Annotated in this window: 18 protein-coding genes; 4 read left to right on the top strand and 14 right to left on the bottom strand. The window is 72.1% G+C overall.

Features of this window, described 5'->3' with window-relative positions; genetic code table 11:
- Positions 1 to 7 precede the first annotated feature (7 nt).
- Both ACZ4XX_RS13090 and ACZ4XX_RS13085 read right to left on the bottom strand, forming a co-directional pair.
- Positions 8 to 730, bottom strand: coding sequence for a permease prefix domain 1-containing protein (locus ACZ4XX_RS13090; protein ID WP_468508004.1), 723 nt, complete (start codon positions 728 to 730; stop codon positions 8 to 10).
- On the bottom strand, positions 727 to 1,068 hold the full coding sequence (locus ACZ4XX_RS13085; protein ID WP_467628446.1) for a PadR family transcriptional regulator: 342 nt from the start codon (positions 1,066 to 1,068) through the stop codon (positions 727 to 729). Before ACZ4XX_RS13085 ends, ACZ4XX_RS13090 begins: the two co-directional genes overlap by 4 nt.
- 99 nt (positions 1,069 to 1,167) lie before the next feature.
- On the opposite strand from ACZ4XX_RS13085, the gene ACZ4XX_RS13080 reads away from it, so the two are divergent.
- A complete protein-coding gene (locus ACZ4XX_RS13080; RefSeq protein WP_468508003.1) occupies positions 1,168 to 1,653 on the top strand; it encodes a hypothetical protein in 486 nt (161 codons plus the stop codon).
- 120 nt (positions 1,654 to 1,773) lie between these two features.
- Here ACZ4XX_RS13080 and ACZ4XX_RS13075 read toward each other — a convergent pair whose 3' ends face one another.
- From ACZ4XX_RS13075 to ACZ4XX_RS13065, 3 genes are read right to left on the bottom strand one after another with little or no spacing between them, the layout of a single operon-like run.
- Positions 1,774 to 2,445, bottom strand: coding sequence for a hypothetical protein (locus ACZ4XX_RS13075; protein WP_468508002.1), 672 nt, complete (start codon positions 2,443 to 2,445; stop codon positions 1,774 to 1,776).
- Complete coding sequence (locus ACZ4XX_RS13070; RefSeq protein WP_468508001.1) at positions 2,445 to 2,984, bottom strand: SigE family RNA polymerase sigma factor; 540 nt, start codon at positions 2,982 to 2,984, stop codon at positions 2,445 to 2,447. Before ACZ4XX_RS13070 ends, ACZ4XX_RS13075 begins: the two co-directional genes overlap by 1 nt.
- On the bottom strand, positions 2,965 to 4,122 hold the full coding sequence (locus tag ACZ4XX_RS13065; RefSeq protein WP_468508000.1) for a LacI family DNA-binding transcriptional regulator: 1,158 nt from the start codon (positions 4,120 to 4,122) through the stop codon (positions 2,965 to 2,967). Before ACZ4XX_RS13065 ends, ACZ4XX_RS13070 begins: the two co-directional genes overlap by 20 nt.
- Positions 4,123 to 4,437: 315 nt before the next feature.
- On the opposite strand from ACZ4XX_RS13065, the gene ACZ4XX_RS13060 reads away from it, so the two are divergent.
- Complete coding sequence (locus ACZ4XX_RS13060; protein WP_468507999.1) at positions 4,438 to 7,353, top strand: glycoside hydrolase family 2 TIM barrel-domain containing protein; 2,916 nt, start codon at positions 4,438 to 4,440, stop codon at positions 7,351 to 7,353.
- 213 nt (positions 7,354 to 7,566) lie between these two features.
- Here ACZ4XX_RS13060 and ACZ4XX_RS13055 read toward each other — a convergent pair whose 3' ends face one another.
- From ACZ4XX_RS13055 to ACZ4XX_RS13015, 9 genes are all read right to left on the bottom strand, one after another.
- Complete coding sequence (locus ACZ4XX_RS13055) at positions 7,567 to 10,302, bottom strand: exo-rhamnogalacturonan lyase family protein (RefSeq protein WP_468507998.1); 2,736 nt, start codon at positions 10,300 to 10,302, stop codon at positions 7,567 to 7,569.
- Between the two features lie 84 nt (positions 10,303 to 10,386).
- Positions 10,387 to 10,965 (bottom strand): hypothetical protein, encoded by a 579-nt coding sequence (locus ACZ4XX_RS13050; protein WP_468507997.1) that lies wholly within the window; start codon positions 10,963 to 10,965, stop codon positions 10,387 to 10,389.
- A gap of 13 nt (positions 10,966 to 10,978) precedes the next feature.
- The gene (locus ACZ4XX_RS13045; protein ID WP_468507996.1) at positions 10,979 to 11,854 is read right to left on the bottom strand and encodes a carbohydrate ABC transporter permease; all 876 of its coding nucleotides are present in this window, start codon (positions 11,852 to 11,854) and stop codon (positions 10,979 to 10,981) included.
- Complete coding sequence (locus ACZ4XX_RS13040) at positions 11,851 to 12,951, bottom strand: carbohydrate ABC transporter permease (protein WP_468507995.1); 1,101 nt, start codon at positions 12,949 to 12,951, stop codon at positions 11,851 to 11,853. The genes ACZ4XX_RS13045 and ACZ4XX_RS13040 overlap by 4 nt, the downstream gene beginning before the upstream one ends.
- Entirely contained in the window at positions 12,951 to 14,234 is a 1,284-nt protein-coding gene (locus tag ACZ4XX_RS13035; RefSeq protein WP_468507994.1) for an ABC transporter substrate-binding protein, read from the bottom strand. Before ACZ4XX_RS13035 ends, ACZ4XX_RS13040 begins: the two co-directional genes overlap by 1 nt.
- Positions 14,235 to 14,467: 233 nt before the next feature.
- Positions 14,468 to 15,991 (bottom strand): arabinosylfuranosidase ArfA, encoded by a 1,524-nt coding sequence (gene arfA / locus ACZ4XX_RS13030; RefSeq protein ID WP_468507993.1) that lies wholly within the window; start codon positions 15,989 to 15,991, stop codon positions 14,468 to 14,470.
- Positions 15,992 to 16,086: 95 nt separating this feature from the next.
- The gene (locus ACZ4XX_RS13025) at positions 16,087 to 16,890 is read right to left on the bottom strand and encodes a phosphatidate cytidylyltransferase (RefSeq protein ID WP_468507992.1); all 804 of its coding nucleotides are present in this window, start codon (positions 16,888 to 16,890) and stop codon (positions 16,087 to 16,089) included.
- Positions 16,887 to 18,716, bottom strand: a complete 1,830-nt coding sequence (locus tag ACZ4XX_RS13020; RefSeq protein ID WP_468507991.1) for an aminotransferase class I/II-fold pyridoxal phosphate-dependent enzyme — start codon at positions 18,714 to 18,716, stop codon at positions 16,887 to 16,889. Before ACZ4XX_RS13020 ends, ACZ4XX_RS13025 begins: the two co-directional genes overlap by 4 nt.
- Before the next feature lie 174 nt (positions 18,717 to 18,890).
- Entirely contained in the window at positions 18,891 to 21,803 is a 2,913-nt protein-coding gene (locus tag ACZ4XX_RS13015; protein ID WP_468507990.1) for a glycoside hydrolase family 48 protein, read from the bottom strand.
- 273 nt (positions 21,804 to 22,076) lie between these two features.
- On the opposite strand from ACZ4XX_RS13015, the gene ACZ4XX_RS13010 reads away from it, so the two are divergent.
- Positions 22,077 to 23,627 carry a cellulase family glycosylhydrolase gene (locus tag ACZ4XX_RS13010; RefSeq protein WP_468507989.1) on the top strand — a complete coding sequence of 517 codons (1,551 nt, stop codon included), beginning with the start codon at positions 22,077 to 22,079 and terminating at the stop codon, positions 23,625 to 23,627.
- 17 nt (positions 23,628 to 23,644) lie between these two features.
- A complete protein-coding gene (locus tag ACZ4XX_RS13005) occupies positions 23,645 to 25,378 on the top strand; it encodes a glycoside hydrolase family 6 protein (RefSeq protein WP_468507988.1) in 1,734 nt (577 codons plus the stop codon).
- Positions 25,379 to 25,509 lie beyond the last annotated feature (131 nt).

The raw sequence follows: 25,509 nt of genomic DNA, 5'->3' as shown, positions 1-25,509 counted from the left end.
TCGGGGATCAGCCCAGGTCCGGTGTGCCGAGGACCGGAGGTCGCGCGCAGCGGCGGCAGGCGCGGGCCGAAGTCGCCACGACGGCGTGGGAGGCGGCCGCGAGCGCGCCCGCGAAGGCGAGCAGCGGCCAGTTCGTCGCGAGCGCGGCGGCGGTCGCGAGGGCGAGTGTCGTCACCCCCATGGCGGCTCCGGCGGTCGTGCCGGTCCAGGCGACCACGACCGGCAGCCGGGCCGGCGGGGACAGGCGGCGGGCCAGGGTTCCGGTGGCGGCCAGGGCCGCAGCGGCGAGCACCGTCGCGGCGATCGCGACTCCCGACAGGTGCGCGGCCAGGAGGCGCGCCGTGTGGAGAACCGATCCCGCGGGCTCCTGGGCGGTCACGCCGGTGAGGTACCAGCAGGCGATCAGGAAGGGTGCGGTGAGCGCCACGGCCCGGGCGGTGTGCCGGGCCTGGGCGAGGGACAGCTCCCGTTGGCAGCTCGGGACGAGCTCGGCGACGGTCCCGAACTCCCGGACCGCCGCGCCGATCGCCTCGCGCCGGGGCACTCCCCGCTCGACGTGCGCGTCCGCCGTGTCCTCGAGTCCGCCGCGGATCTCCTCGATCATCCGGTCCTTGGCCCGGGCGGGCCCGTGCAGGGCGGCGGTGAGGTCGGCGACGTACGCGGCGAGCGGGTCGCCGACGGGGCCGGTGCCGACGGGACCGGTGGCGGCGCCCGCGCCCGGGGCGGTCATGTGGCGAGCCCGTGCGGTGCCGTGGGGTTGAGGACCGAACCGATCGCGGCGGTGAACTCGTTCCAGGCCGTACGTTCGCCGGCGAGCGTGCGTCGGCCCTCGTCGGTCAGCTCGTAGCACCGGCGTCGGCGCTCCCCGGAGGACTGCCAGCTGCTGCTCAGCAGGCCGGTGCGCTCCAGCCGGTTCAGGGCCGGATAGATGGTGCCCGTCCGCAGTTCGAGCACGCCTCCGCTGCGCTGCTGCACCGCGGCGATGATCGCGTACCCGTGCAGCGGGCCCGGTTCGAGCACCGCAAGCAGCAGTCCGTCCAGGTGCCCTCGCACCGCATCCGCCTTCATGAGTAGGCAGCCTACACAGGTGAGGGGTAGGCAGTGTATGTATTGGTAGCCAACCTATTGGCAGCCAGAACATCCCGCTCTCGTCCGGAGGCATGCGCCGTGACCGAATTCCTGCTGTCCGTCCACGTCCTGGTGGCGATCGTCACGGTCGGGTCGATCACCGTCGCCGCCTCGATGTTCCCGCGCTTCGCGCTCCGGGCCTGCGGCGGCGGGGAGGAGCAGCGGGACGGCCGGTCCGAGGGGACGGGCACGGCCGCACTCCTCCATCGGATCTGCACCGGCTACGCCGTCGCCGGGGTCGTGGTGCCGGTGTTCGGCATCGCCACCGGCGCCCAGCTCGGCGTACTGACCGACGCGTGGCTGATCGTCTCGCTCGTGCTGACCGTCGCCGCCGCGGCCCTGCTCGGCCTGGCCGTCCTGCCGGGTCAGCGGCGCATGCTCGCCCTCGCCGAGGGCGCGGCCACCGAGGAGGAGGCGCGGCCGACGGCGTCCCGGCTCTCCATGGTCACCGGGGTGTTCAACGTCCTCTGGGCGGTCGTCGTCGTCCTGATGATCGTCCGCCCCGGGTCCACGACCGGCGTCTGATCCCGGCCGCCCGGGTCGTCACCTCGGTCCGGGCGTCGCCCAGGTCCGTTCGTCGCCCAGGTCCGTTCGTCGCCCAGGTCCGTTCGTCGCCCAGGCCCGTTCGTCGCCCAGGCCCGGGCGTCAGCTCGGTCCGGGCGTCCCGAAGTCTCCGCGCAGGGTGGAGCGGCCGCCGTCGGGGCCCGTCAGGACGACGGTGTACGTGTCGGCCGAGGCGTCCCGTACCCCTTCGGCGTGGTTGTACTGACCGGCGAAGGCATGGGGACCCGGCGGGACCGACCGGCCCGGCTTGAGCGTCCAGCGGTAGACCAGCTCCCGGCCCTCCTCGGTCACCGTCGCGGTGAAGTCCTCGGCGGGGCGGGTGCGCCAATGGCCGGTGCTCACGACCCCGGGGGTGCGGACGATCCTCAGCTCCACGGTGAGGCCGCTGACAGGGGTGTCCGTCGTCAGGCCGAGATCGCTCTGCGCCCACCAGCGGTTGCTGCCGGGGTCGATCGTGGCGGTCGCCCGGGCGCTCGGACCGGGCGCGGGGAGCCCGGTGGCGGGCGCCACGGGCCGGTCGTTCAGCGTGGTCGCCGCGAGACCACCGAGGCCGACGACTCCCGCGACGGCCGCGGCGACGGCCACGACGGCCGTCCAGCGCCGCCCGGTCCAGCGGGTCGCGGGGCGGGGCGGCCGGGCCGCCGGGGCGGGTGCGGCCATGCCGCGTTCCACCCGGGCGAGCATGCGGGCGTGGTCCGGCCGGTGCGCGAGCGCCGTCTCCCGCAGCTCGCGGCGGAGCTGTGTCTCGTCCATCAGCGTCTCCCCGCGGCGAGTTCGGTGGTGGCCCGGGGGCCGAGCAGCCGCTGGAGCTCGGCCATGCCCTTGGCGGTCTGGCTCTTGACCGTACCGACGGAGACGCCGAGCGCGAGAGCGGTGTCGCGTTCGGAGAGGTCGAAGGCGTGCCGGAGCACGACGCAGGCGCGCTTGCGGAACGGCAGGGCGCGCAGCGCCGTCCGTACGTCGACGACGGCGGGCACGTCCGGGTCCTCGGTGTGGTCGGGGCGCCGGTCCCAGAAGGCGGCGATACGGCGCCGCTCCCGGACGGTGCCCCGGATCCGGGTGCGGACGAGGTTGGCGACGACGCCGCGGGCGTAGGCGGCGGGGTGGTCGGCGGCGCGCACCCGGTCCCAGCGGTGCCAGAGGGCGAGCATGGCGTCGGCGGCGAGGTCGTCGGCGGCATCGGTCTCGCCCGTCAACAGGTGTGCCAGGCGGGCGAGTTCGGCGTAGTGGCGCTCGAAGAACGCCCGGAACTCGGCCGCGCTGTCCTCGGCCTCAGTGTCCGCCGCGACCACGACGGTCCTCCGTGGGGGCGGATCCGGACACGCGGGGTCCGGGCAGGGCGGGGCCGGCGGAGGCGGGGCCGGCGGCGGAGGCAGGGGCGGCGGTGAGACCGGTGAAGGCCGGGCCGGAGGGGGCCGGGCCCGTGCTCGCGCGGGCGGTCAGCAGCGGCGGTATGAGCTCCGTACCCCGGGGCTCTTCGCCGGAGAGGCGTCCGACGAGCCGTTCGACGGCGAGGCGGCCCATCTCCTGGGCGGGCACGGAGACGGCGGTGAGCGGTACGGAGGCGTGGACGGCGACCTGGTCGGGGCAGATGGCGACCACGGAGACGTCCTCGGGCACGGCACGGCCCTGGTGCCGCAGGAGCGCGAGCAGCGGCTCGACGGCGGCCTCGTTCTGGACGACGAGGGCCGTGGTGCCGGGGCGTTCCTCGAAGACGCGGGTGACGGCGGCGGTGACGGCCGCGTAGGTGCCGTCGACGGGCCGGTGGAGCAGGCCGACGCCGTGGGTCGCGGCGGCGGCGCGCAGTCCGGTGAGGGTGCGGGCGGCGAAGCCCGTACCCCGCTCGTAGACGGCGGGCGGTTCGCCGAGGACGGCGACGCCGGTGTGGCCGAGTGCGGCGAGGTGCTCGACGCAGCGCGCTCCGGCGGCCTCGAAGTCGAGGTCGACGCAGTCGAGTCCGGCGGTGTCGGCTGCTTCCGCGGATTCGGTGGGGAGGCCGATGAGGACGGCGGGCCGCTCGGCCTCCTGGAGGCAGGGGAGCCGGGGGTCGTCGAGTCCGACGTCCATGACGATCATGGCGTCGGCGATGGCGCTGCCCTCGACGCGGCGGACGGCCTCGGGGCCCTCCTCGCCGGTGAGCAGCAGGACGTCGTAGCCGTGGGAGCGCGCCGTGGTGGTGACGGCCATCGCGATCTCCATCATGACCGGCACGTAGAGACCGGTACGGAGCGGCATCATCAGGGCGAGGATGTCGGTGCGGCTGCTGGCGAGCGCGCGGGCGCCGGCGTGCGGCCGGTAGCCGAGGGTGTCGATGCTGTGCTGGATCCGCTCGCGGGTGGGGGCGGATATGGAGCGTTTGCCGCTGAGCACGTAGCTGACGGTGCTGGCCGACACCCCGGCGTGACGGGCGACATCGGCGAGGGTGACCACGTGCGCGCTCCTCGGCTGTTCCCGGTGTTCCGGGCGAACGGCGCCCGTCGATGATTCGGACCCCGACCCTAAGCGGCCGCTCGTCGAGCTGTCCAGGCGGGCCGCGAAGAGTCCAAGCGCCGGGCGGCCGGGCGGGGTTGTGCGGGGACGCCGGGCGCGGTGGGATGGACTCCGGACGGAAGGCGCTTTCTGCGCCGCTGATCTCCTCGTTCTCCGTTCCCCTCTCCTTCTCCCCCACCCTCTCCCGCGCCCGTTCCCACCCTCTCCCGCGCCCGTTCCCGCGCTCTCCCCCGCGCGCTCTCCGACCGGAGGACCATGTCCGACCTGCCCTGGTACGAAGACGTCTCGCCGGGCCGCGGCACGCTGCCGCCGCGTGCCTGGTACCCCCGCTCCGACGCCGCCGCCCTGTCCCTGAACGGGGACTGGGCCTTCCGGCTCTCCCCCACCGCCGACGCCGAGGACGCGTCCTTCGCCGCGCCGGACTTCGACGCGGGCGCCTGGGGGACGGTGGCGGTGCCGGGCCACTGGGTGCTCCAGGGGAAGGCGTACGGCGGACCGGCGGGCGGCCCGGACGGCGGGCCCTCGGCCGGTGAGCACGGCGGCCCCGTCTACACCAACGTCCGCTATCCCTTCCCCGTCGACGCGCCCCGCGTCCCCACCGAGAACCCGACCGGCGACCATCTGCGCCGCTTCGACCTGCCCGCCGACTGGCCGGAGGCCGGCGGCGCGGTGCTCCGTCTCGACGGGGTCGAGTCGTGCGCCCGGGTCTGGCTGAACGGCACGGAGCTGGGCGAGTTCAAGGGCTCGCGTCTGGCCCACGAGTTCGCGGTCGGCCACCTCCTGAGGCCCCGGGACAACGTCCTCGCCCTCCGCGTCCACCAGTGGTCCTCCGGCTCCTACCTGGAGGACCAGGACCAGTGGTGGCTGCCGGGCGTCTTCCGCGACGTGACCCTGCTGCACCGGCCGGAGGGCGCGCCCGGCGACTTCTTCACCCATGCCTCGTACGACCACGTCACCGGCACCGGCACCCTGCGGGTGGAGTGCGACGTGCCGGGCCGGGTGACCGTGCCCGAGCTCGGCCTCGACCTCGCCACCGGCGAGGCGGCCACGGTGCCGGTCGAGCCGTGGAGCGCCGAGGTCCCCCGCCTGTACGAGGCCGAACTCGCGGCGGGCGGGGAGCGGGTCGCGCTCCGCGTCGGCTTCCGGACGGTGGCCGTCGAGAACGGCGTCATGACGGTGAACGGGCGACGGGTGCTCTTCCGGGGCGTGAACCGGCACGAGTTCCACCCGGAGCACGGGCGCAGCCTGGACCTGGCGACGATGCGCCAGGACGTCGAGCTGATGAAGCGGCACAACATCAACGCCGTCCGCACCTCCCACTACCCGCCCCACCCCGCCTTCCTCGATCTCTGCGACGCGTACGGGCTGTGGGTGATCGACGAGGGCGACCTGGAGACCCACGGTTTCGAGGAGCTGTCCTGGGAGGGCAACCCGGTCGACGACCCGCGGTGGACCCCTGCGCTGCTCGACCGGGCGGCGCGGCTGGTCGAGCGGGACAAGAACCACCCCTCGGTGGTGATGTGGTCGCTGGGCAACGAGTGCGGCACCGGTGCCGGTCTGACCGCGATGGCGCGGTGGATCCGCGACCGTGACCCGTCCCGACCGGTCCACTACGAGGGCGACCGCTCCTGCGCGGACACCGACGTCTACTCGCGGATGTACCCGCCGCACGCCGAGGTCGAGGAGATCGGCCGCCGGGCCGACGAGGGCCCCGAGGCCCGCCGCCGACTCCCCTTCATCCTCTGCGAGTACGCGCACGCGATGGGGAACGGTCCCGGCGGACTCGCCGACTACCAGCGGCTCTTCGAGATGTACGAGCGCTGCCAGGGAGGCTTCGTCTGGGAGTGGATCGACCACGGTCTCGTCCATCCGGTCCACGGGTACGGCTACGGCGGCGACTTCGGGGAGGAGCTGCACGACGGCAACTTCGTCTGTGACGGACTGCTCTTCCCCGACCGGACGCCGTCGCCGGGGCTCCTGGAGTACAAGAAGGTCGTCGAACCGGTCCGTATCGCCGACGGAGGGGCCGGCACGGCCCTGGTGACCAACGGCCATGACGTCTCCGACCTCGCGCATCTCGCCTTCACCTGGTCGTTCCTCGCCGACGGCGAGAGCCTCGCCACCGGCCCCCTCGACGTGCCCGCTCTCCCCGCCGGAGCGAGTGCCCGGATCACGCTTCCCGTACCGCCCGCGCATCCCGCCGGGGCGGAGACCCTGTGGACGGTACGGGCCTTGCTCGCGCACGACACGGCGTGGGCTCCCGCCGGGCACGAGATCGCCTGGGGACAGATCCCGGCCACCGCGCCGTCCCGTCGCACGCCCCTGCCGCCCGTCCACCCGACGCGCGCGGACGGCCGGACCGCTCTCGGTCCGGGCGTCTTCGACTCCCGGACCGGTCTTCTCCTGGCCCTGGGCTCCCTCCCCGTCACCGCCGGCCCGCGTCTCGACGTCTGGCGGGCGCCGACCGACAACGACGAGGGCGCGCCCTGGCAGCCCGACGAGCGCCACGGCCCGCTCTGGCGCGCGCTCGGACTGCACCGGATGCGGCACCGTACGGACGACGTCGTCGTGGACGAGGCGGGGTTGACGGTACGGTCGCGGGTCGCACCCGCCGCGTCGGACGTCGGGCTCCGCACCACGTACCGCTGGTCCTCGGACGGCACCGTCCTACGGCTCGACGTCGAGGTGGTCCCCGAGGGCGACTGGCGGGTGCCGCTCCCCCGGCTCGGGGTCCGGCTCGGGCTGCCGGCCGCGCTGGACCGGGTGGTCTGGTACGGCGCGGGGCCGGGCGAGGCGTACCCCGACACACGGGAGGCGGCGCGGCTCGGCCGCTGGGAGGCGACCGTGGACGCGCTCCACACCCCGTACCTGCGGCCGCAGGAGAACGGGGCCCGGATCGGCACGCGGTGGGTGGAGCTGGCCTCCGCGGCTGCGGGCGTCCGGGTGGAGGGCGACCCCGTCTTCGCCTTCACGGCCCGCCGCTGGACGACCGAGCAGCTGGACGCGGCCGACCACCGCGGCGAGCTGGTGGCGGGTGACACGCTGTGGCTGCATCTGGACCACGCCCAGCACGGCATCGGCTCCCAGTCCTGCGGACCGGGGGTGCTGCCGGAGTACCGGCTCGACGCGGCCCCGGCGGCGTTCTCCCTCGCCTTCGCCCCGCTCGGCTGACCTTCGTCCCCGGTCCCTCGGCGGGGGCCGGGGCTCAGGTCATGTGGAAGTACGGCAGCGGGCCGGCGGGCTGGGCCGCGGTCACCCGGCGGATGACCGCGATCGCCAGGATCGCGCACAGGATGTCGAGACCCTCGTCGACCGGGTCGCGGTAGTCCCAGTGGTCGAGGACCAGGGAGTGGAAGGGTCACCTCATCGGGTGGCCTCCGGTGGTCACGCGGGCAGGTGGTCGCCGACGAGGGCGAGGTTCTGGATGGCGGCCAGGCCGTACAGGGCCGTGGTGTTGGTGCTGATCCACAGGTGCTCGTAGCCCGGTTCGAGGGCGGCCGGCCCCTGGACGGGTGTCTTGTCCCAGACCATGGCGGAGGTGTAGCCGTCGCTCTTGTCGAACCTGGCCCAGGCGCGCTGGGCGAGCTCGGTGTCGTTCAGCTGGGCCGCGGCGTAGGCGTCCTGGCGCGAGTGCCCCTGGAAGAGGAGGAGGGTGCCGAAGTTCTGGCCGTAGCGGGCGGCCTGCTCGGTCTTGGAGGCGTTGAAGTAGCGGCAGTAGTCGAGCCAGGCCTCCTTGAACCTCGGCTGGTCGACGAGGTCGATGAGCTCGGCGCACATCTCGACCAGGCCGAACATGGCGGAGAGGTGGGAGACGCCGACGACGGGCTTGTCGGCGACGGCGAAGCGGCCGGTGTCGAGGTCGTACAGACCGGCGCCCTGGACGAAGCCGTTGGGCTGGGCGGCGATGGTCTCCATGGTGGAGCGGAGCCGGGCCTCGGCCTTGGCGGCCTTGGGTCCGCCGCGCTCCCATTCGGTGAGCCATGCGGCGGCGAGACCGCTCCAGTCGGTGCCGAAACCGATGGAGAGGGCGTGCCGGTCGGGGGTGTAGGGCTCGGTGCGGATCTTCCGGACGGGGTCGAGGGCGAGGAAGGTCTCGTCGGAGTCGACCAGGTCGTGCATGAGGTCGCCGACGCGTTCGTCGGCGGTGAGGAAGTAGTAGGGGCGGCGGTAGACGGCGGTGGAGATGCGCTGCTGCTTCGCGCTGTCGGCGAAGTGCTGGACGCCGTGCCGGGTGCCGAGGCCGGCCCAGGTGCCGAGGTGGTAGACGTCGACCTCGCCGGTGTGCCGGGTCATGGCCTCGGCGAAGCGGAAGACGTCGGCGCGGCCGGAGCGGAGGTAGGCGTACCAGAGCCACAGGTCGGGCGAGAGTTCGGAGTTGTCCCAGGCGTAGCCGCCGACGTCGTACCGCCACTGGTGCCGGTCCTCGTCGTAGGTGTGCATGATGTCGCCGTAGTCCCAGAAGCCGTACCAACGGCGCTGTTCCACCTGGTCCTTGTAGTAGGTGAAGAGGTAGTCGAGGCGGTCCTCGATGGTCGCCCTGGCGGGGGTGGAGCGGTCGACGGGCGAGAACAGCCCGCCGAACACCCGGGCACGGACGAGGTCTTCGGGGCTGACGGCGAGCTGCGGCGGGGTGCGGACGGCGGCGGCCTGGTCGACGAGGGTCGCGGCGGTGGGGGTGGCGGCGTTGGCCCAGAACATCAGCTCGCTGGTGCGGGCGATGCCGTAGGGGGTGCCGAAGCCGGGTTCGTGGTCCTCATAGGTGATGTTGAGGCCTTCGAGCTGCTCGGGGAAGGTGTCCTGGCCCATGCCGTCGTGGTAGAAGCGCAGGTCCATGGGCTGCGCCTCGGGCGACCAGAGCCAGAGGGTGACCTCGGCGGCGTCACCGGCGGCGCCGCGGATGTCGAGCTGGGCGGGGTGCTTCTGCCAGAAGTCCCGCAGGCCGAAGGAGAGTCCGCCGGTCACCCCGCCGACGTAGCCGAAGCCGCTCGCGCGACGGCCGCCGCCGGCCGGGATCCAGCCGTGGCCGGGCTTGGTGCGCTTGCGGAGGGTGAAGCCGTCGGCGGAGAGCTGGGCGAGGGTGTAGTCGCCCCAGGCCGGGACGTACTGCATGCGGGTGGTGACGCGCTGGTCCCAGGTGGCGGGGTCGGGCAGCCTCTCGCCCTTGACCTGGGCGGTGCGGACGGCGGCCCCGGGGTCGCGGCGCAGTCCGGTGACGCCCTGGACGGCCTCGGTGAGGAACCCGGCGCCTTCGCCGGCGATCCGGACGTGCCGGTCGTACGCGGCGTCCCGCAGGGGGACGGTGAAGCGGACGCCGAGGCCGCGGACGAAGTCCTTCTTCTGGTCGCCGTCATAGGTGATGGTGTGGACCATGCGGAACGACTCGGAGCCCGCGTAGAAATAGAGGCGCACGGAGAAGGGCAGCCAACTGCGGCTTCCCTTGCGGTGCTTGCCGTCGATGCGGACCACGGCCCGGACGGGGCCACGCTGTTCGACGACGGCGCGGGAGATCTCGCCGTCGAACCGGTCCCATGCGGCGTCGCCGTGGTCGCCGTCGTCGAGGTCGCTCTGCCGCAGCAGGACGAGCCGGCCGTCGGTGGCGATCGTCACGCCGTCGCGGGTGACGGACTCGACGAGCTTCCTCCCACCGTCCTTGGAGACGACGGCCCGGACGGTGCCGGTGTCGATGGTGATCCGGCGGCCGGTCTCGGTGACGGAGACGGTCTGTGCGGCGGTCGCGGGGGTGCCGGGCGCGAGGGTGAACCGCTCGGCCCCGGCGGCCTCGGGACCGACGGCGTGCGCGGTCCACTTGAGGGAGCCGTCGGGCCAGCGGGCGGTGGTCCAGGTCTGCACGGGCACGTCGGTGCCGTCGGCGGTGGTGAGCGCGAAGGCCCGGCCGTCGGGGTGGACTCCCTTGGGCCAGGCGACGCCGAAGGTCGAGCCGGCGGCGGCGCCGAGCCCCCCGGGCTCCAGCCAGGTGACGCGCGCGGGCCGCTCGTCGGCCGGGGTCTCGGCGGCCACGGCGGCCCGGGCGTCCCCACGCCCGAGCGCCCAGCTGAACTGCACGGCGGCCCCTGCCACGGCGGCGGCCTTGAGGAGGGAGCGACGAGGTACGGCGGACACGGGAACTCCTTTCATGGGCATGCCGAGGAGGGCACGCCGGCGGAGGGGGAGGGTGCGTGAGCGGCCCCGGCTCGGACCGGTGGATCAGGCCGCGGCCGGAGACGGCCGGCGGCGTTCCGCCGCCAGGGTCGAGGCGACGAGGATGCCCAGGGCGGGCAGGGCCAGGGGGGCGGAGAACCAGGCCGAGGCGACGATCACCGCCAGGCCGCAGACGACGAGGAGCGAGCCCGCGGGGTCGCAGAGTGCGCGACGGGCCGCGGGGCCGAGCAGATCGCGCCAGCGCCGTTCCGGGCGCCAGGCCGTGGCCGCCCTCAGCAGGGTGACCGTCAGCCAGAGCGCCGCGAGGATCGCGAGGGCCCCGGCGGCCCGGCCGCCGGGCACGGGCAGCGCCCGTACGAACGCCAGGTCGGCACCGACCAGGGCGAGCGCGGCCCCGTAGCCGAGGCCCGCCGACCATCCTCCGCCCCGTATCGCCCGGCGGAGGTCGGCGACGAAGGACCGCAGGCCGGTCTCCTCGTCCGCGGTCCAGCGCCGCAGGTGCGCGGCGCCGGCGGCGAGTGCCGCGGGGAGGGTGACGAGGGGCAGCGCGGCGACGGCGATCCACACCCCGACGAGCAGACACTCGGCGAAGACGGCGAACCGTGCCAGGAATCTGGCTCTCATCTCGGCACGCCCCTCAGCCCTTGAGGCCCGACGTGGCCATGCCGTCGATGAGGTACCGCTGGAAGGCGAGGAAGAACGCGACCACGGGCAGCAGCGCCACCAGCGACATCGCGATCATGCCGCCGTAGTTGGCGACGCCGTCCTGGTCGACGAACATCTTGAGGCCGAGCGAGACCGTGTACTTCTCGGGTTCGTTGAGATAGATCAGCGGCCCCATGAAGTCGTTCCACGCGTTGATGAACGTGAAGATGGCGCTGGTGATGAGCGCGGGCCGGCACAGCGGCAGCACGATCGACCAGTACGTCCGCAGGTGTCCGCAGCCGTCGAGCCGCGCCGCCTCGTCGAGTTCCTTCGGCAGCCCGCGCATGAACTGGAGCATCAGGAAGACGAAGAAGGCGTCCGTGGCGAGGTACTTCCCGATGAGCAACGGCGTGTAGGTGTTGATGAGTTCGAGCTTCTGGAACAGCACGTACTGCGGGATGAGCAGCACGTGGTACGGCAGGAGCAGCGTGCCGATCATCGAGGTGAAGAGCAGTCCGCGCCCGGCGAAACGGATCTTGGCGAAGGCGTAGGCCGCGAGCGAGCTGGAGAGGACCACGCCGATGACCGAACCGATGCCCAGGAAGAGGGAGTTGCCGAAGAAGGTGGTGATGGGGATGTCGGCGATGCCGTCGGCGAGCCGCCGGTAGTTGTCGGTGATGGGTTCGGTGGGGAAGAGGGACAGGCTGCCGACGATCTCGTCGTTCGGCTTGAACGAGCCGCCGACGACCCACACCACGGGGTAGAGGATGACCGCGAGGACGGCGAGGGCGCCGACGTGCCAGGCGAGCGAGCCCGCCGTGCGGCCCGTTCCCGTCCGCGCGGCGGTCCGGGTGCGTACGAGGCTCATCGGGCCCCCTCCTCGTAGTGCACCCAGCGCCGCTGGGACCAGAAAAGGAACGCCGTGACCAGGGCGACGGCGAGCAGCAGCATCCATGCCATCGCCGAGGCGAGGCCCATCCGGCTGTTCTCGAAGCCCTGGATGTAGAGGTAGCAGGTGTAGACGAGGGTGCCGTCGGCCGGTCCGCAGGCGTTGCCCTGGCTGCCGATGATGTAGGCGGATCCGAAGATCTGGAAGGAGTGGATGGTCTCCAGGAGCACGTTGAAGAAGAGCACCGGGGAGATCATCGGCAGGGTGATGCTCCAGAACCTCCGCCACGGTCCCGCGCCGTCGACCTCCGCCGCCTCGTACAGCTCGCGCGGAACCTGCTTGAGTCCGGCCAGGAAGATGACCATGGGGGCACCGAACTGCCAGACCGTGAGGGCGACCAGGCTGTAGATGATGCGGTCGGGATCTCCGATCCAGCCGCCGGCCTCCATGCCGAGGAACTGCTGCCCGCGGTCGATGGCGGCCCCGTCGGAGAACAGCGCCCGCCAGACGATGGCGATGGAGACGCTGGCGCCGACGAGTGAGGGTGCGTAGAACGCGGCACGGTAGAAGCCCTGTCCGCGGCGGCTCTGGTTGAGCAGCAGCGCCACCCCGAGTGCCGCGGCCAGCTTGAGCGGGGTGCCGATCACCACGTACCAGCCCGTCACCTCGACGGAGGTGCGCCAGCGGGGGTCGCCGAACATCTCGGTGAAGTTGTCGAGGCCGATCCACTTCGGTGCGTCGAAGAGGTTGTAGTCGGTGAAGGCGAAGTAGAGCGAGGCGACCATGGGCCCCGCGGTGAGCAGGAGGAAGCCGGCGATCCAGGGGGACATGAAGAGATAGCCGGCGAGGGTCTCGCGGCGGGCCCGGTCGCGCGGTCCGGCGGCGCCCGGCCGGCCTGTGCCGTCCGGCCGGCCCGCTCCGCCGTTCCGCCCGGCGCCGCCGGGCTTCGGGTGCGGGTGTCCCCCGCCGGAGCCGGCGTCCGCGGGGGCGGCAGGCTGTTCCGGCGGGGTCGCCGGCTCGGGGTGCGGTACGGGGTTCGACCCGGCGTCCGGTACGGAGGTCACGGCGGCGTCCATCAGGAGGAGAGCGCCGTCTTCGCCTCGGTGAAGAACTGCTTCACCGCGTCCGGGACGGGCCTCGTGCCCAGTGACATCTCCTCGCCGAGCCGCAGGAAGGCTGCCTCGGTGACATCGGCACCGGCCGGGTGCGGGGTGATGGGCTCCAGGACGCGGCTCTCCACCAGCTGCTTCTCGTACGCGGCGATCTGCCTGCCGACCTCGTCACTCGGCACGTACGCCTCGTACTGGGCCGTGGTGGCCGGGACCCCGCGGTCGTAACCCATGATCTTCCCGACCTCGGGGTCGTGGACCATGAAGTCGATGAACCGGGCGACCTCCTCGGGGTGCTTGGTGCGCCGGGAGCCGCTGAGCATGAGCGAGCCGAGGTACTGGCCGGTCCTGCGGCCGTCGGTGGTCGGGATGGGGGCGAGACCGTACCGGCTCTTTCCCTCGGAGGCGTAGCGGACGGTGAAGTTGTCCCAGGTGAACTCGCAGGCGGCGAGTTCGGCGGTGACCGCGGACTTCGGCTTGGCCTGGATCGTCCGCTTCGGGTCGGCGTAGACGCCGGACGTCACGCCCTGGTGCGCCTTGGTCCACCAGTCCGTCAGATCCGCCTCGGTGAAGCCGAGTCCGGCGGTGGTGAAGAAGGCCTTGCCCTGCTGGCGCAGGTAGAGGTCGTACAGGTACATGATCCCGTAGGGGCCGGCGTCGCCGGCGCGGCCCTGGGTGTCGCGGATCCTGGCGAGGGCGGCGTGGTACTCGTCCCAGGTCCATCCGGCCTTGGGGGCGACGCCCGCCCTGGCGAGGACCGTCCGGTCGACGACCAGGGCCATCGAGTTGCTGCCGACGGGTATGCCGAGGAGCTTGCCGTCGACCTCGCCGAACTTCTCCAGGCCGGCCCGGAAGCCGTCGAGCCGGAGGTTGCCCTGCTCGGCCTGCTCGCGCAGGTCGAGCAGGACGTTCTTCGCGTCGTACTTGCGCAGGAAGCCGATGGCGTTCTGGAAGACGTCGGGGGCGTTGCCGCCCGAGGCCTGGGTGTTGAACTTCTTCCAGAAGTCGGCGTACGGCTGGAAGTCGGTCTTGATCTTGATCTTCGGGTGCTTCTTCTCGAAGAGGGCGATCGTCTGGTTGATCCGCTTGGCCCGGTCGTCGGAGCCCCACCAGGCGTACCGGAGGGTGACGGTGCCGTCCCCGGATCCGGAGCCGGTGCCGCATCCCGCGGCGGTCAGGCCGAGAGCCGCCAGTGACCCGCCTGCGAACTTCAGCAGACTCCGACGGTCGACAGTGCTTTGAGTACGCACAGTTCGTCCTCCCGCGCGTGTGATTAGAACGTTTCAGGAAAGCGCTTGCTGGGACAAAGTAGGTTCGCCCGCCAGTCACGTCAACGCTTCGGACAGGATCTTTCGAAGCGCTTCGAGGAGGGGGTGCGGGGGCAAGAGCTGAAAGGATTCAACTGCGCGCAGCTACGAGCCTGTCGGAACGGCCGCCGAGGCGGTCGCCGGGACCACCGCCGGAACGTCCGTCGAGGAGGGCGTCAGCGCAGCCGGATCACGTTCCACGACATCGGTTCGAGGACGGCCCGCAGCGTCCCGTCCACGAGCGTCGCGCCCGCCACGGCGTGCGGCGCGACCCGCTCCGGCTCGTCGAGGGTGTTGCGGGCCTCCGGGTCCGCGTCGGCGAGCGCGCTGTGCTCGACGACCCGGCCCAGGTCGAGCCCGCGCAGGGCGACCTCGAGCGGAAGGGGCGCGTTCCGGCCGCGGTTGACCGCGAAGACGGTGACACCGCCGTCCTCGTCGCGTACGGCCGTGGCGTGCAGCAGCGGGACGTCGCCGTACCGCTCCGTGGGGTACGGCGGCGAGTCGACGCGCACGTCGAGCACGGTCCCGCGGCCGTACCGGGAGGCCTGGGCGAAGGGGAAGAAGGTGGTCTGGCGCCAGGCGGGGCCGCCGGGCTCGGTCATGATCGGGGCGATCACGTTGACGAGCTGGGCGAGGCAGGCGACCGCGATGCGGTCGGCGTGCCGGAGCAGGGTGATGAGGAGGCTGCCGCACACGACGGCGTCGGTGACCGTGTAGACGTCCTCCAGGAGGCGGGGCGCCTCCTGCCAGTCCTCCACCGGGTGGGGGTTGGGCCGGCGCTGGTACCAGACGTTCCATTCGTCGAAGGAGAGGGTCAGCCGCTTCGCCGACTTCAGCCGGGCCCCGACGTGGTCGCAGGTGGCGACGACCTCCTCGATGAAGGCCTCCATCTCGACGGCGGAGGCGAGGAAGGAGTCGCGGTCGCCGTCGGTCTCCTCGTAGTAGGCGTGCAGCGAGACGTGGTCGACGACCTCGTACGTCTCGGCGAGGACGGTGGCCTCCCAGGCGGCGAATGTGGGGAGGCCGCGCGCGGAGCTGCCGCAGGCGACGAGTTCGAGCCCGGGGTCGATCTGGCGCAGGGCGCGCGCGGTCTGTGCGGCGAGCCGGCCGTACTCCTCGGCGGTCTTCTGCCCGGTCTGCCAGGTGCCGTCCATCTCGTTGCCCAGGCACCAGAGGCGGATGCCGAAGGGGTCCTTGTCGCCGTGGGCGATCCGACGGTCGGAGAGCTCGGTGCCGCCGGGGTGGTTGGCGTACTCGACGAGGTCCATGGCCTCGGTGATGCCCCGGGTGCCGAGGTTGAGCGCCATCATCGGCTCGGCCTGCGGCCCGGCCTTCCTGAGGAAGGCGATGAACTCGCTCAGGCCGAAGCGGTTGGTCTCGGTGGACCGCCAGGCGACGTCGAGCCGACGTGGGCGTTCCCCGACGGGCCCGACGCCGTCCTCCCAGCGGTGCCCTGAGACGAAGTTCCCGCCGGGGTAGCGGATCGCGGTGACGCCCAGCTCGCGGACGAGCTCCAGGACGTCGGTGCGCAGCCCGTCCTCGTCGGCGGCGGGGTGGCCGGGCTCGTGGATGCCGGTGTAGACGCAGCGGCCGAGGTGCTCGACGAAGGAGCCGAAGAGGCGCGGGTCGACGGGTCCGACGGTGAAGTCGGGGTCGAGGGTGAAACGAGCGGTGCGGGTGGTGCGTTCGGGGTGGGACACGCGATTCCCTCTCGTTCAGGATGTTCGAAATATCGACCAACGGTCGTATGTCCGAACGAGAACGTAGGAGGGGAGATCGCGTGCGTCAATGGACCTCAGCCCAGGAGCAGCAGCACCGCCAGGGCGACGAGGAGCGAGTCGATCCGGTCGAGCAGACCTCCGGAGCCGGGCAGCCAACGGCCGGCGTCCTTGGCCCCTGCACCCCGCTTGACCATCGACTCCAGCAGGTCCCCGAGCGGACCGCCGACCGCGACCGCAACCGTCGTCTGCCACGTCAGGGACGACAGCACGGCGAGCGCGCCGAGACCGGCCGCGGCCCCGGCCAGGGTGCCGCTCCAGCGCTTGGCGGGCGACAGCGGGGAGAGCCGGGGGCCACCGAGACGGCGCCCCGCCGCGTACGCGACGATGTCGGCGATCGACACGGCCACGAAGAGAACGAGGCCGAGGACACCCACCCACACGAGACCGGCCAGGACACCCAGCCACACGAGACCGAGCAGGCCCGCGCCCAGGCGGCGGAGCCCGTGCTCCGCATCACCCGACAGCAGCGGCGCCCCGGCGATCGCGAGCGCCCCGGCCGCCGCCACCCGGAGCACCTCTCCGGGCGCCAGCCACACGGTCAGCACGAGCCCGACGACGGCCGCGCCCAGCAGCACGCGGTCCACCGGGCCCAGACTCAGCAACCCGCCGTACTCGGCCACGGCGACCACCGCGACCAGGGCCGCCAGCACGGCGATCCCCGGCGGGCCGTACCAGAACGCGGCGGTGACCACCGGCACTCCGAGCGCCCAGACGCACCAGCGGACCATCAGCTCCCGCCGCCGGGTCGCCGCCACCACGAGCCCTCCGCCCGCCAGCGCACCGCCGAGGTAGGGCACGAGACCGGCAACCGTCGTCACCGGGACACCCACCCGCTCGCCGCGCCCGACGACACCGGCCCGCCCAGCACCTCCACCGCACCCGACGCGGTCGGCACGTCGGGCACCCCCTGGACATCGGACCGCACCGGTGTCCGCAGAGCCTCCAGCGCGCTCCGGCAGGCGGCCACGATCCGCGCGTTCTCCGCCGTGTCGCGGACGGCGATGCGAACGGTCCGTCCCTCGTACGCCGGGGACATCGGCGACAGGTCCCGCAGGTACACGTCGTGGCGGCGGCACTCGCCTACCAGCCGGGCCGCGCTCGGCCCGTCCGGCGGGAGGGACACCGTGAGGAAGTTCGCCACGCCCTCGTCGACCGAGGAGAACCCGTCGAGCTCCGCGAGGTCGGCGGCGAGCCGTCGGCGCAGCACGGCGGTGCGCGCCCGGCGTTCCGCGTAGTACCCGGGGTCGCGCAGCGCCGTCACGGCTGCCAGCTGGGCCGGCAGGCTCACCGGCCACGGCGGCGTCCATCGCCTCAGCTCCCCCGCCGTGTCCGGGTCCGCCACCAGATACGCGGCCCGCATCCCCGACAGCGCGTACGACTTCGAGAGCGAGGTGCAGACCACTACCCGGGGGTCGACCGCGGCGAGCCCGGCCAGCGAGTCCTCGGGATCGACGTAGCCCAGGTACGCCTCGTCGATCCACCACCGGGTGCGCGCGGGCGAGGCCTCGATCACCGCGCGCAGCGCGTCGGCGGGAGCGTGGCGGCCGGTCGGGTTGTTCGGGTTGACCACCACCACGAGGTCGTAGAGTCCTTCGCGGGTCGCGGCGGCCAGCCGGGCCGGATCGAGCAGCCAGCCGTCCTCCCGGCGCAGCCGGAGCCGGTCGACCCGACAGCCGATGACCCGCTCGGTGACATGGGCGTACTCGCCGTAGCTCGGATCGAGCAGGAGCACGCGGCTCCCCGCCGTCAGCCACCGGCCGAACGCCCGGAAGATCAGGTCGGACGAACCGGCCCCGACGACCAGCGACTCCACCGGCAGCTCGCGGACCTCGGCCAGCTCCGCGAGCAGCCCCTCCGCTCCCGTCGGCGGCGAGGTCCGGGCCGCCCACCCCGGGTCCTCCGCCAGGACCGCACGGACCTGGGGTGACGGCGGGAACCAGGCGTCCAGCACATCGGCGGGGACGACCTCGTGACGGCGGGTCAGAGTCCGGAAGTCCGTGCCGATCGCGGAGAAGAAGGCACCGCCGTGCTCACAGCCGTCCGCGCGCGGAGCGAACGGCACGTCCAGCTCCCAGTCGAGGCCCGCCCGCACCCGTTCCAGCGTCCGGCCGTGGCGCTCGGCGACGGTCCGCGTCAGTTCGGCCACACAGCCGCTCAGCACCTCGAACGAGACGGCGCCCGAGCGGACCGTCCGCCCCACCGGCCGCAGCCCGGCCGCGAGGTACATGCCGAGCAGCTCCGTGCGGCCCATCGCGACCACCTGGCTGCCGCCCCGCGCGGCGACCCAGCGCAGCGCCGCGTACATGAGGAGGGGCGCCGCCGCGGTGGAGCGCCAGCGCTCCTCGACGGTCAGGACGCGGATCTCGAACGGCTCCTCCGTCAGCAGGGGCAGCTCCTCGCGCGTCAGGTACTTGTCCAGGGAGTAGCGGCCGACCCAGGGCGGGGTGAGGCTGACGAAACCGATCCGTGTCTCCCCACGTGCGGCCACGAGGTACACGTTGTCGCCGTCGAGCCCGTCACTCAGCCGCCCCGAGGGGTCCACCGGGTGCTGTCCCAGCTCCTCCGCGTATACGCGATGGCGCAGTTCGTGGATCCAGTCGTGGTCGTCGTGCGTGGCGGCGCGCAGCTGCAGGCCGTGGGTCATGCGGGTCCCCCCTGAGACGGTCGGGCGTTCGCGCACCAGCATGGAGGAGTCCGGGACGGCGCCACCTGAGTACGCGTACTCACCCGGCGGTGGGACGGCGGAAGACCGGGCGGTCCCCTTCTCGGGGTCCGCCCGGTCTCGTCGTACGTGGAGCCGCTCCGTGCGGGGCGGCTGCTATTCGAGCAGCTCCGCGTACGAGCCCATGGCCAGGGCGATGTCCGCCTGGGCCCAGAACCGGTGGTAGGTGAAGACGGGCGCGGCGCCGCCCGCCAGATAGGCCTCGATCTTCGGCCAGGCCGGGTCGTCCTGGTAGAAGGTGCGGATCGAGGCGAAGGTGGAGGAGTTGTTCACCGTGTCGCCGTTCGGCATGGTGCCGGTCCAGCCGTTCGGTACGTACACGGGGTCGTCGAAGCGGTTGTAGTCGGCGCGGGTCTCCTCGACGGCGATGCCCAGCGGGTCCTGGTGGTGGTCCCACATGCCGTCGAGGAGGGCCTTGGCGACGCGCTTGGCCTCGGCGTGGCCGGACTTGGCCGCGTAGTAGGTGAGGGTCTTGGCGTAGGCGGCGGCGACACCGACGTCGTTCGTGTAGTCGGCGACGGTGACGTGCAGCCCGGCGTTGGCGCCGGGGCTCGTCGCGTTCCAGGTGTCGGGCGCGCCGGACCACTGGAGGGTGGAGGGGATGCGGTAGGTGCCGTCCGGGTTGACGGTCGTCTTGGACAGCGCCCAGGAGACCCACTTGTCGAGGACCGTCTTCGCCTGGGCGTCACCGGTCTGCTGGTAGTACTCGGCGACCCGCTCCATGGACCAGGCCTGGAAGCCGAACCACTGGTTCGACGCCGGGTCGTGGTAGACGGGCTTCTCGTCGTAGAAGAGGCCGTGGAAGGTGGGGGTACCGGCCGGCGGGGTGGCATAGCGGCCCTGCCAGCTGTTGGTGGCGCCGCCCGCGATGGCTCCCTCGTCCGACTGGAGCCAGCGGTAGAACTCCAGCTGCCGGTCGAGGCTGGTCGCCCAGTCGGCGGCGCCCGTCGTCGACTTGGGCTTGAGCGGGGCGTACTCGCTGAGCGCGTAGGCGGCGAGCGGGTTCTGGTAGCCGCCGTGGGCGTGGCTGGAGCCGATGCGCCAGGACCAGCCGGCGGAGGTGTCGGTGGCGCCGCCCCAGGCGTAGTACCAGGACATCAGGTAGTGCGCGCTGTCCTTGCCGGTGCCGGCGGGGCAGGTGGTCGGACCGACGCAGTTCCCGGCCTTCTTGAAGTACTTGTCGAACATGGAGTACCGCAGGTAGTCGCCCATCTTGGCGGCCTTGCCGACGGTCGCGGAGACCTGACCGCCCTTGCCCTGTGCCTTGGCCCAGAGGTCGGCCCAGTAGGCGGCCTGGACGGCGCGGGCGTCGGCGTCGGGGGCGTTGGTGAACTTCCACTGCTTGGCGTAGGAGGCGTCCCCGGTGAACAGGTCGAGGTAGCCGTTCCGCCCGCCGTAGCCGAAGTTGTCGCAGGTGGGGTGGGTGACGGTCTCCCAGACGGACTCCTGCGGGCCGCGCTGGAAGGTGTTGATGTAGGAGGGGCCGGTGGCCGTCGGTCCGGCGGAGCACTTCCCGGGCTCGTTGCCGAAGCCGTAGACGTTGTCGACGTCCTGCAGCCAGTGCATGCCGTAGATGTCGTCGGTGCCGTAGGCGCTCTTGAGTTCGGCGGCGATCGGGTCGGAGCCGGAGGTCACGCCGGAGTCGAGGCGCGCCGGGTACTGCGAGGGCAGGTCCCACTCGGGCGCGTAGGTGGCCGGCTTCGAGGCGTTGTACGAGGAGGTGGTGGGCTGGTCGGCGTGGGTGGGGATCATGAATTTCTCCATGGTCTCCCAGGCGCCGTTGAACTTGGTCCAGTCGCCGGTGATCTTGCCGTACATGGCCTGGAGCCAGATGAGGTAGCTGTACGCCTCCGAGGTCGTCTCGTGCCCGTGGTCGGGGGCCTCGACGATCAGCGTCTCGACGGAGTGGTACGGGATGCCCTCGGGCGAGAAGTAGCCGTTGGCCGGGTTGGTGATCTTCCCGTGGAGGTCGAGGAAGCGTGCGTCGTAGGTGGAGTTCGCGGCCAGCTGGGCGACGGTGACCTCGGCCTTGGCGTGGCCGGGTGCGGTCGCGGTGAAGACGGCGGATCCGGTGCCGGTGGCCGCGGCGGCGACGGTCACCTTCTGGGCGGTGTTCCAGTTCGCCGGGGTGAAGGTGAGCGAGGCCGGGGCCGCCGTGAGGTTGGTGTTGCCGGAGGTACGGGCGACGCTCACCGCGACGTTGGCGGTGGGCGCGGTGGAGAGCTTCAGGTCGAAGGTGCCGGTGGCACCCTGGCGCACCCCGAGCTGGCTCGGGGCGGCGACGAGCGCGGGTCCCGCGGCGACGGTGATGCCGACGGGCGGGGATTCGGCGGAGGCGCCGAGGCTGTCGTAGGCCTTGGCGTAGAGGGAGTGGGCGCCGGTGGCGAGGCCGGCCGCGCTGAAGGTGAAGGGCGCGGTGGTGTCGGTGCCGAGGAGCGCGGTGTCGCTGTAGAACTCCACCTTGCTCACGGTGGCGCTGTCGGCCGCGGCGGCGGTGGCGGCGAGGGGCACCGCGTCGCCCGAGGTGAAGACGGCGCCCGGTGCCGGGCTGGTGAGGACGGCGACGGGCGGCTGGTGGGCGCCCGTGCAGGGGGTGCCGTTGACCGCGAAGGAGGTGGGCGCGGCGTTGGCGCCGCTGTAGGTGAACTGGGCGCCGGTGGTGGTGGCGGCCCCTGCGGCGAGGGTGCCGTTCCAGGAGGCGTTGGTCACCGTGACGTTCTTGCCGGACTGGGACCAGACGCCGCTCCAGCCGTTGGTGAGCTTCTGGTCACCGACGTAGGCGTAGGTGAGGGTCCAGCCGTCGAGCGCGGTGGTGGCGCGGTTGGTGAGGGTGAGCTCGGCGGTGAAGCCCGAACCCCAGTCGTTCGTCTTGTAGTCGACGCTGCACTGCACGTCGGCTGCCTGGGCCGTGGTGGCGCCGACGGCCGTGAGACCGAGGGGGAGGGAGAGCGCGGCGGCCAGCGCGGTCAGCTGCCGGCGTGGTCGCGTTCTTGGTCGGAGGCGTGGCATGCGGGTGGTTCTCCTCGCGGCTCGGGAGGTCGGGGGAGCGAAGAGCGAAAGGTGCATGGAGACAAGCTCTGAACCAGTGGGAGCGCTCCCACTGTGCAGTTGGGACGCATCGGCGTCAAGGTGCGTGAAGAGTCGAAGGCAATTGGCGAGGGAATTTACCCAACCCCTCTTTTCCTTGGCGGGAGTTGACGCTACGGTCTGCCCGACCAGTGGGAGCGAATCCGTCCGGTCGGCACACCGTCAGGGGTGTGCCCTCGCTGCGAGGACTCGCTCATGCGACATCCCCCACGTCTGTCCGCGCTGCTCTCCGGAGCGGCGCTCACGATGGCGAGCACCGCGTTCGCCCTCATGGGTACGGCCTCAGGAGCCGCGGCCGCACCCGCCTGCACAGTGGAGTACTCGGTCGTCGGCCAGTGGGCCGGCGGCTACCAGGGTGCCGTCACCGTCACCAACAACAGTGCCGCGCTGAACGGCTGGAGCCTCGGCTTCGCCTTCCCGGCCGGCCAGGTCGTCGGTCAGGGCTGGGGTGGCAAGTGGTCCCAGTCCGGGACCGACGTCACCGTGGTGAACGAGAGCTGGAACGCCGCGCTCGGCACGGGCGCGAAGGTCACGGGCGGCTTCATCGCCTCGTGGTCGGGTGCCAACACGGCGCCCACCGCGTTCACGCTCAACGGCACACCGTGCGACTCGGGCACGACCCCGACGCCGACTCCCACGCCCACCGATCCGACGACACCGCCCACGACTCCCCCGACCACCCCGCCCACCACCCCGCCCACGACTCCCCCGACCACACCCACACCGGTCACCGGCGCGCCCGAACTCGGCGTTTCCGGAAACAAGTTCACCGATCAGAACGGCGCGACCCGACGCCTGCTCGGCGTCAACCGCTCCGGCGGCGAGTTCATGTGCGTCCAGGGCTACGGCATCTGGGACGGTCCCGTCGACGACGCCTCCGTCAAGGCCATCGCCGACTGGAAGGCCAACACGGTCCGCATACCGCTCAACGAGGAGTGCTGGCTCGGCCTGGACAACATCAAGCCCGAGTACCGGGGCACGAACTACATCAACGCCGTGAAGGACCTGGTCACCAAGGTCATCGCGCACGGCATGACCCCGGTGGTCGAGCTCCACTGGACGTACGGCCAGTACACGGGCAACTCCGCGGGCTGCGCCGACGTCCACGCCTCCTGCCAGAAGCCGATGCCCAACGCCCAGTACACACCGGCGTTCTGGACCTCGGTGGCGAACACCTTCAAGAACGACAAGCGGGTCGTCTTCGACCTGTTCAACGAGCCCTATCCGGACCGGGCGACCTCCACCGCGACCCAGGCCTGGTCCTGCTGGCGCGACGGCGGCACCTGCCCCGGCATCGGCTACGAGGTCGCCGGCATGCAGGACCTGCTGGACGCGGTGCGGGCCACGGGGGCGAAGAACCTCGTCCTCGCCCCGGGCATCGCGTACTCCAACGACCTGAGCCAGTGGCTCACGTACCGCCCCACGGACCCGGCGGGCAATCTGGCCGCCGCCTGGCACGTCTACAACTTCAACACCTGCGCCGACGAGACGTGCTGGAACAACACCCTCGCCCCGGTAGCCGCCGAGGTACCTCTCCTCGCGGGCGAGATCGGTGAGAACACCTGCGGACACGCGTTCATCGACCGCGTCATGAAGTGGTTCGACGACCGCGACCTCTCGTACCTGGGCTGGACCTGGAACACCTGGAACTGCAACTCCGGTCCCGCACTGATCAGTTCGTACGACGGAACCCCCACCGCATTCGGCATCGGGCTGCGCGACCACCTGCGCAGCCTCACCCCCTGAAAGGAACCCCCACCCGCATGAGCCGCACCAGCCGCACCGCCCTCCTGGCGGCCCTCGGCCTCATCACGGCCACCGGCGCCACCGCCACCGTCTTCGGCACCGCCACCGCCGGCGCCGCCACCCCCGGCTGCAAGGTCGACTACCAGATCACCAACCAGTGGAGCACCGGCTTCGGCGCCAACGTGACCGTCACCAACACCGGTGACCCGGTGGCCGCCTGGACCGTCGAGTGGTCCTACGTCGGCAACCAGCAGGTCACCCAGGGCTGGAACGCCACCATCACCCAGTCCGGTGCCGCCGTCACCGCCAAGAACGTCTCCTACAACGGGACCCTCGCCACCGGCGGTTCGACCTCCTTCGGCTTCAACGGCTCGTACAGCGGCAGCAACGCCGTACCGGCCACCTTCAAGCTCAACGGGGTCACCTGCAACGGCGCCACCGAGCCGACGGAGCCGCCCACCACCCCGCCCACCACTCCCCCGACGACCCCGCCGCCCGGCACCAAGGCCGACAACCCGTACGCCGGTGCCAAGGTGTACGTGAACCCCGAGTGGTCCGCGAAGGCGGCGGCCGAGCCCGGCGGCACCAAGGTCTCCAACCAGCCCACCGGCGTCTGGCTGGACCGGATCGCCGCCATCAACGGTTCGAGCACCTCGATGGGGCTGCGCGCCCACCTCGACAAGGCCCTGGAGCAGAAGGGCTCCGGCGAGCTCGTCGTCCAGCTGGTCGTCTACAACCTGCCGGGCCGCGACTGTGCCGCGCTCGCCTCCAACGGCGAGCTCGGCCCGACCGAGATCGGCCGCTACAAGACCGAGTACATCGACCCGATCGCCGCGATCCTCGCCGACTCGAAGTACGCGGGCCTGCGGATCGTCACCACGGTCGAGATCGACTCGCTGCCGAACCTGGTCACCAACGTCTCGGGACGCCCGACCGCCACGGCCAACTGCGATGTCATGAAGGCCAACGGCAACTACATCACCGGCGTCGGCTACGCGCTCAAGAAGCTCGGCGCGATCGGCAACGTCTACAACTACGTGGACGCCGGCCACCACGGCTGGCTGGGCTGGGACGACAACTTCGGCGCCTCCGCCGAGCTGTTCAAGCAGGCCGCCACGGCCGAGGGCTCCACGGTCGCCAACGTCCACGGCTTCATCGTGAACACCGCCAACTACAGCGCCCTGAAGGAGGACCACTTCACCATCAACGACAGCGTGAACGGCGTCTCCGTGCGCCAGTCGAAGTGGGTCGACTGGAACCGGTACACCGACGAGCTGTCGTACGCCCAGGCGATGCGCACCAAGCTGGTCTCGCTCGGCTTCGACAGCAACCTCGGCATGCTGATCGACACCTCCCGCAACGGCTGGGGCGGGACCGCCCGGCCCACCGCCCCGGGCGCCACGACCACCGTCGACACCTACGTCAACGGCGGTAAGTACGACCGTCGCATCCACCTCGGCAACTGGTGCAACCAGTCCGGTGCCGGTCTCGGCGAGCGGCCCCAGGCGGCGCCCGCCGCGGGCATCGACGCGTACGTCTGGGTCAAGCCCCCGGGCGAGTCCGACGGCGCCAGCAAGGAGATCCCGAACAACGAGGGCAAGGGCTTCGACCGGATGTGCGACCCGACGTACACGGGCAACGCCCGTAACGGGAACAGCATGTCGGGCTCGCTGCCGGACGCCCCGATCTCGGGCCAGTGGTTCTCGGCCCAGTTCCAGGAGCTCCTGAAGAACGCCCACCCGGCGCTGTAACACCCCGCACGGGCCCCTGGGGGGGGGGGGGGGGGCGGGTCGTCGCCTCGGGCGGGGGGCGTCCGGGAGCGGCTCGGGGGCCGAAGACCCAGGGTGGGGGGTGGTTGTGACTGAGTCCACAGGGAGAGCCG

The organism is Streptomyces sp. NPDC029956, from assembly GCF_055574655.1.
The sequence above is the reverse complement of the archived record's forward strand: the minus strand, read 5'-3'. Positions and strand labels throughout refer to the sequence as shown.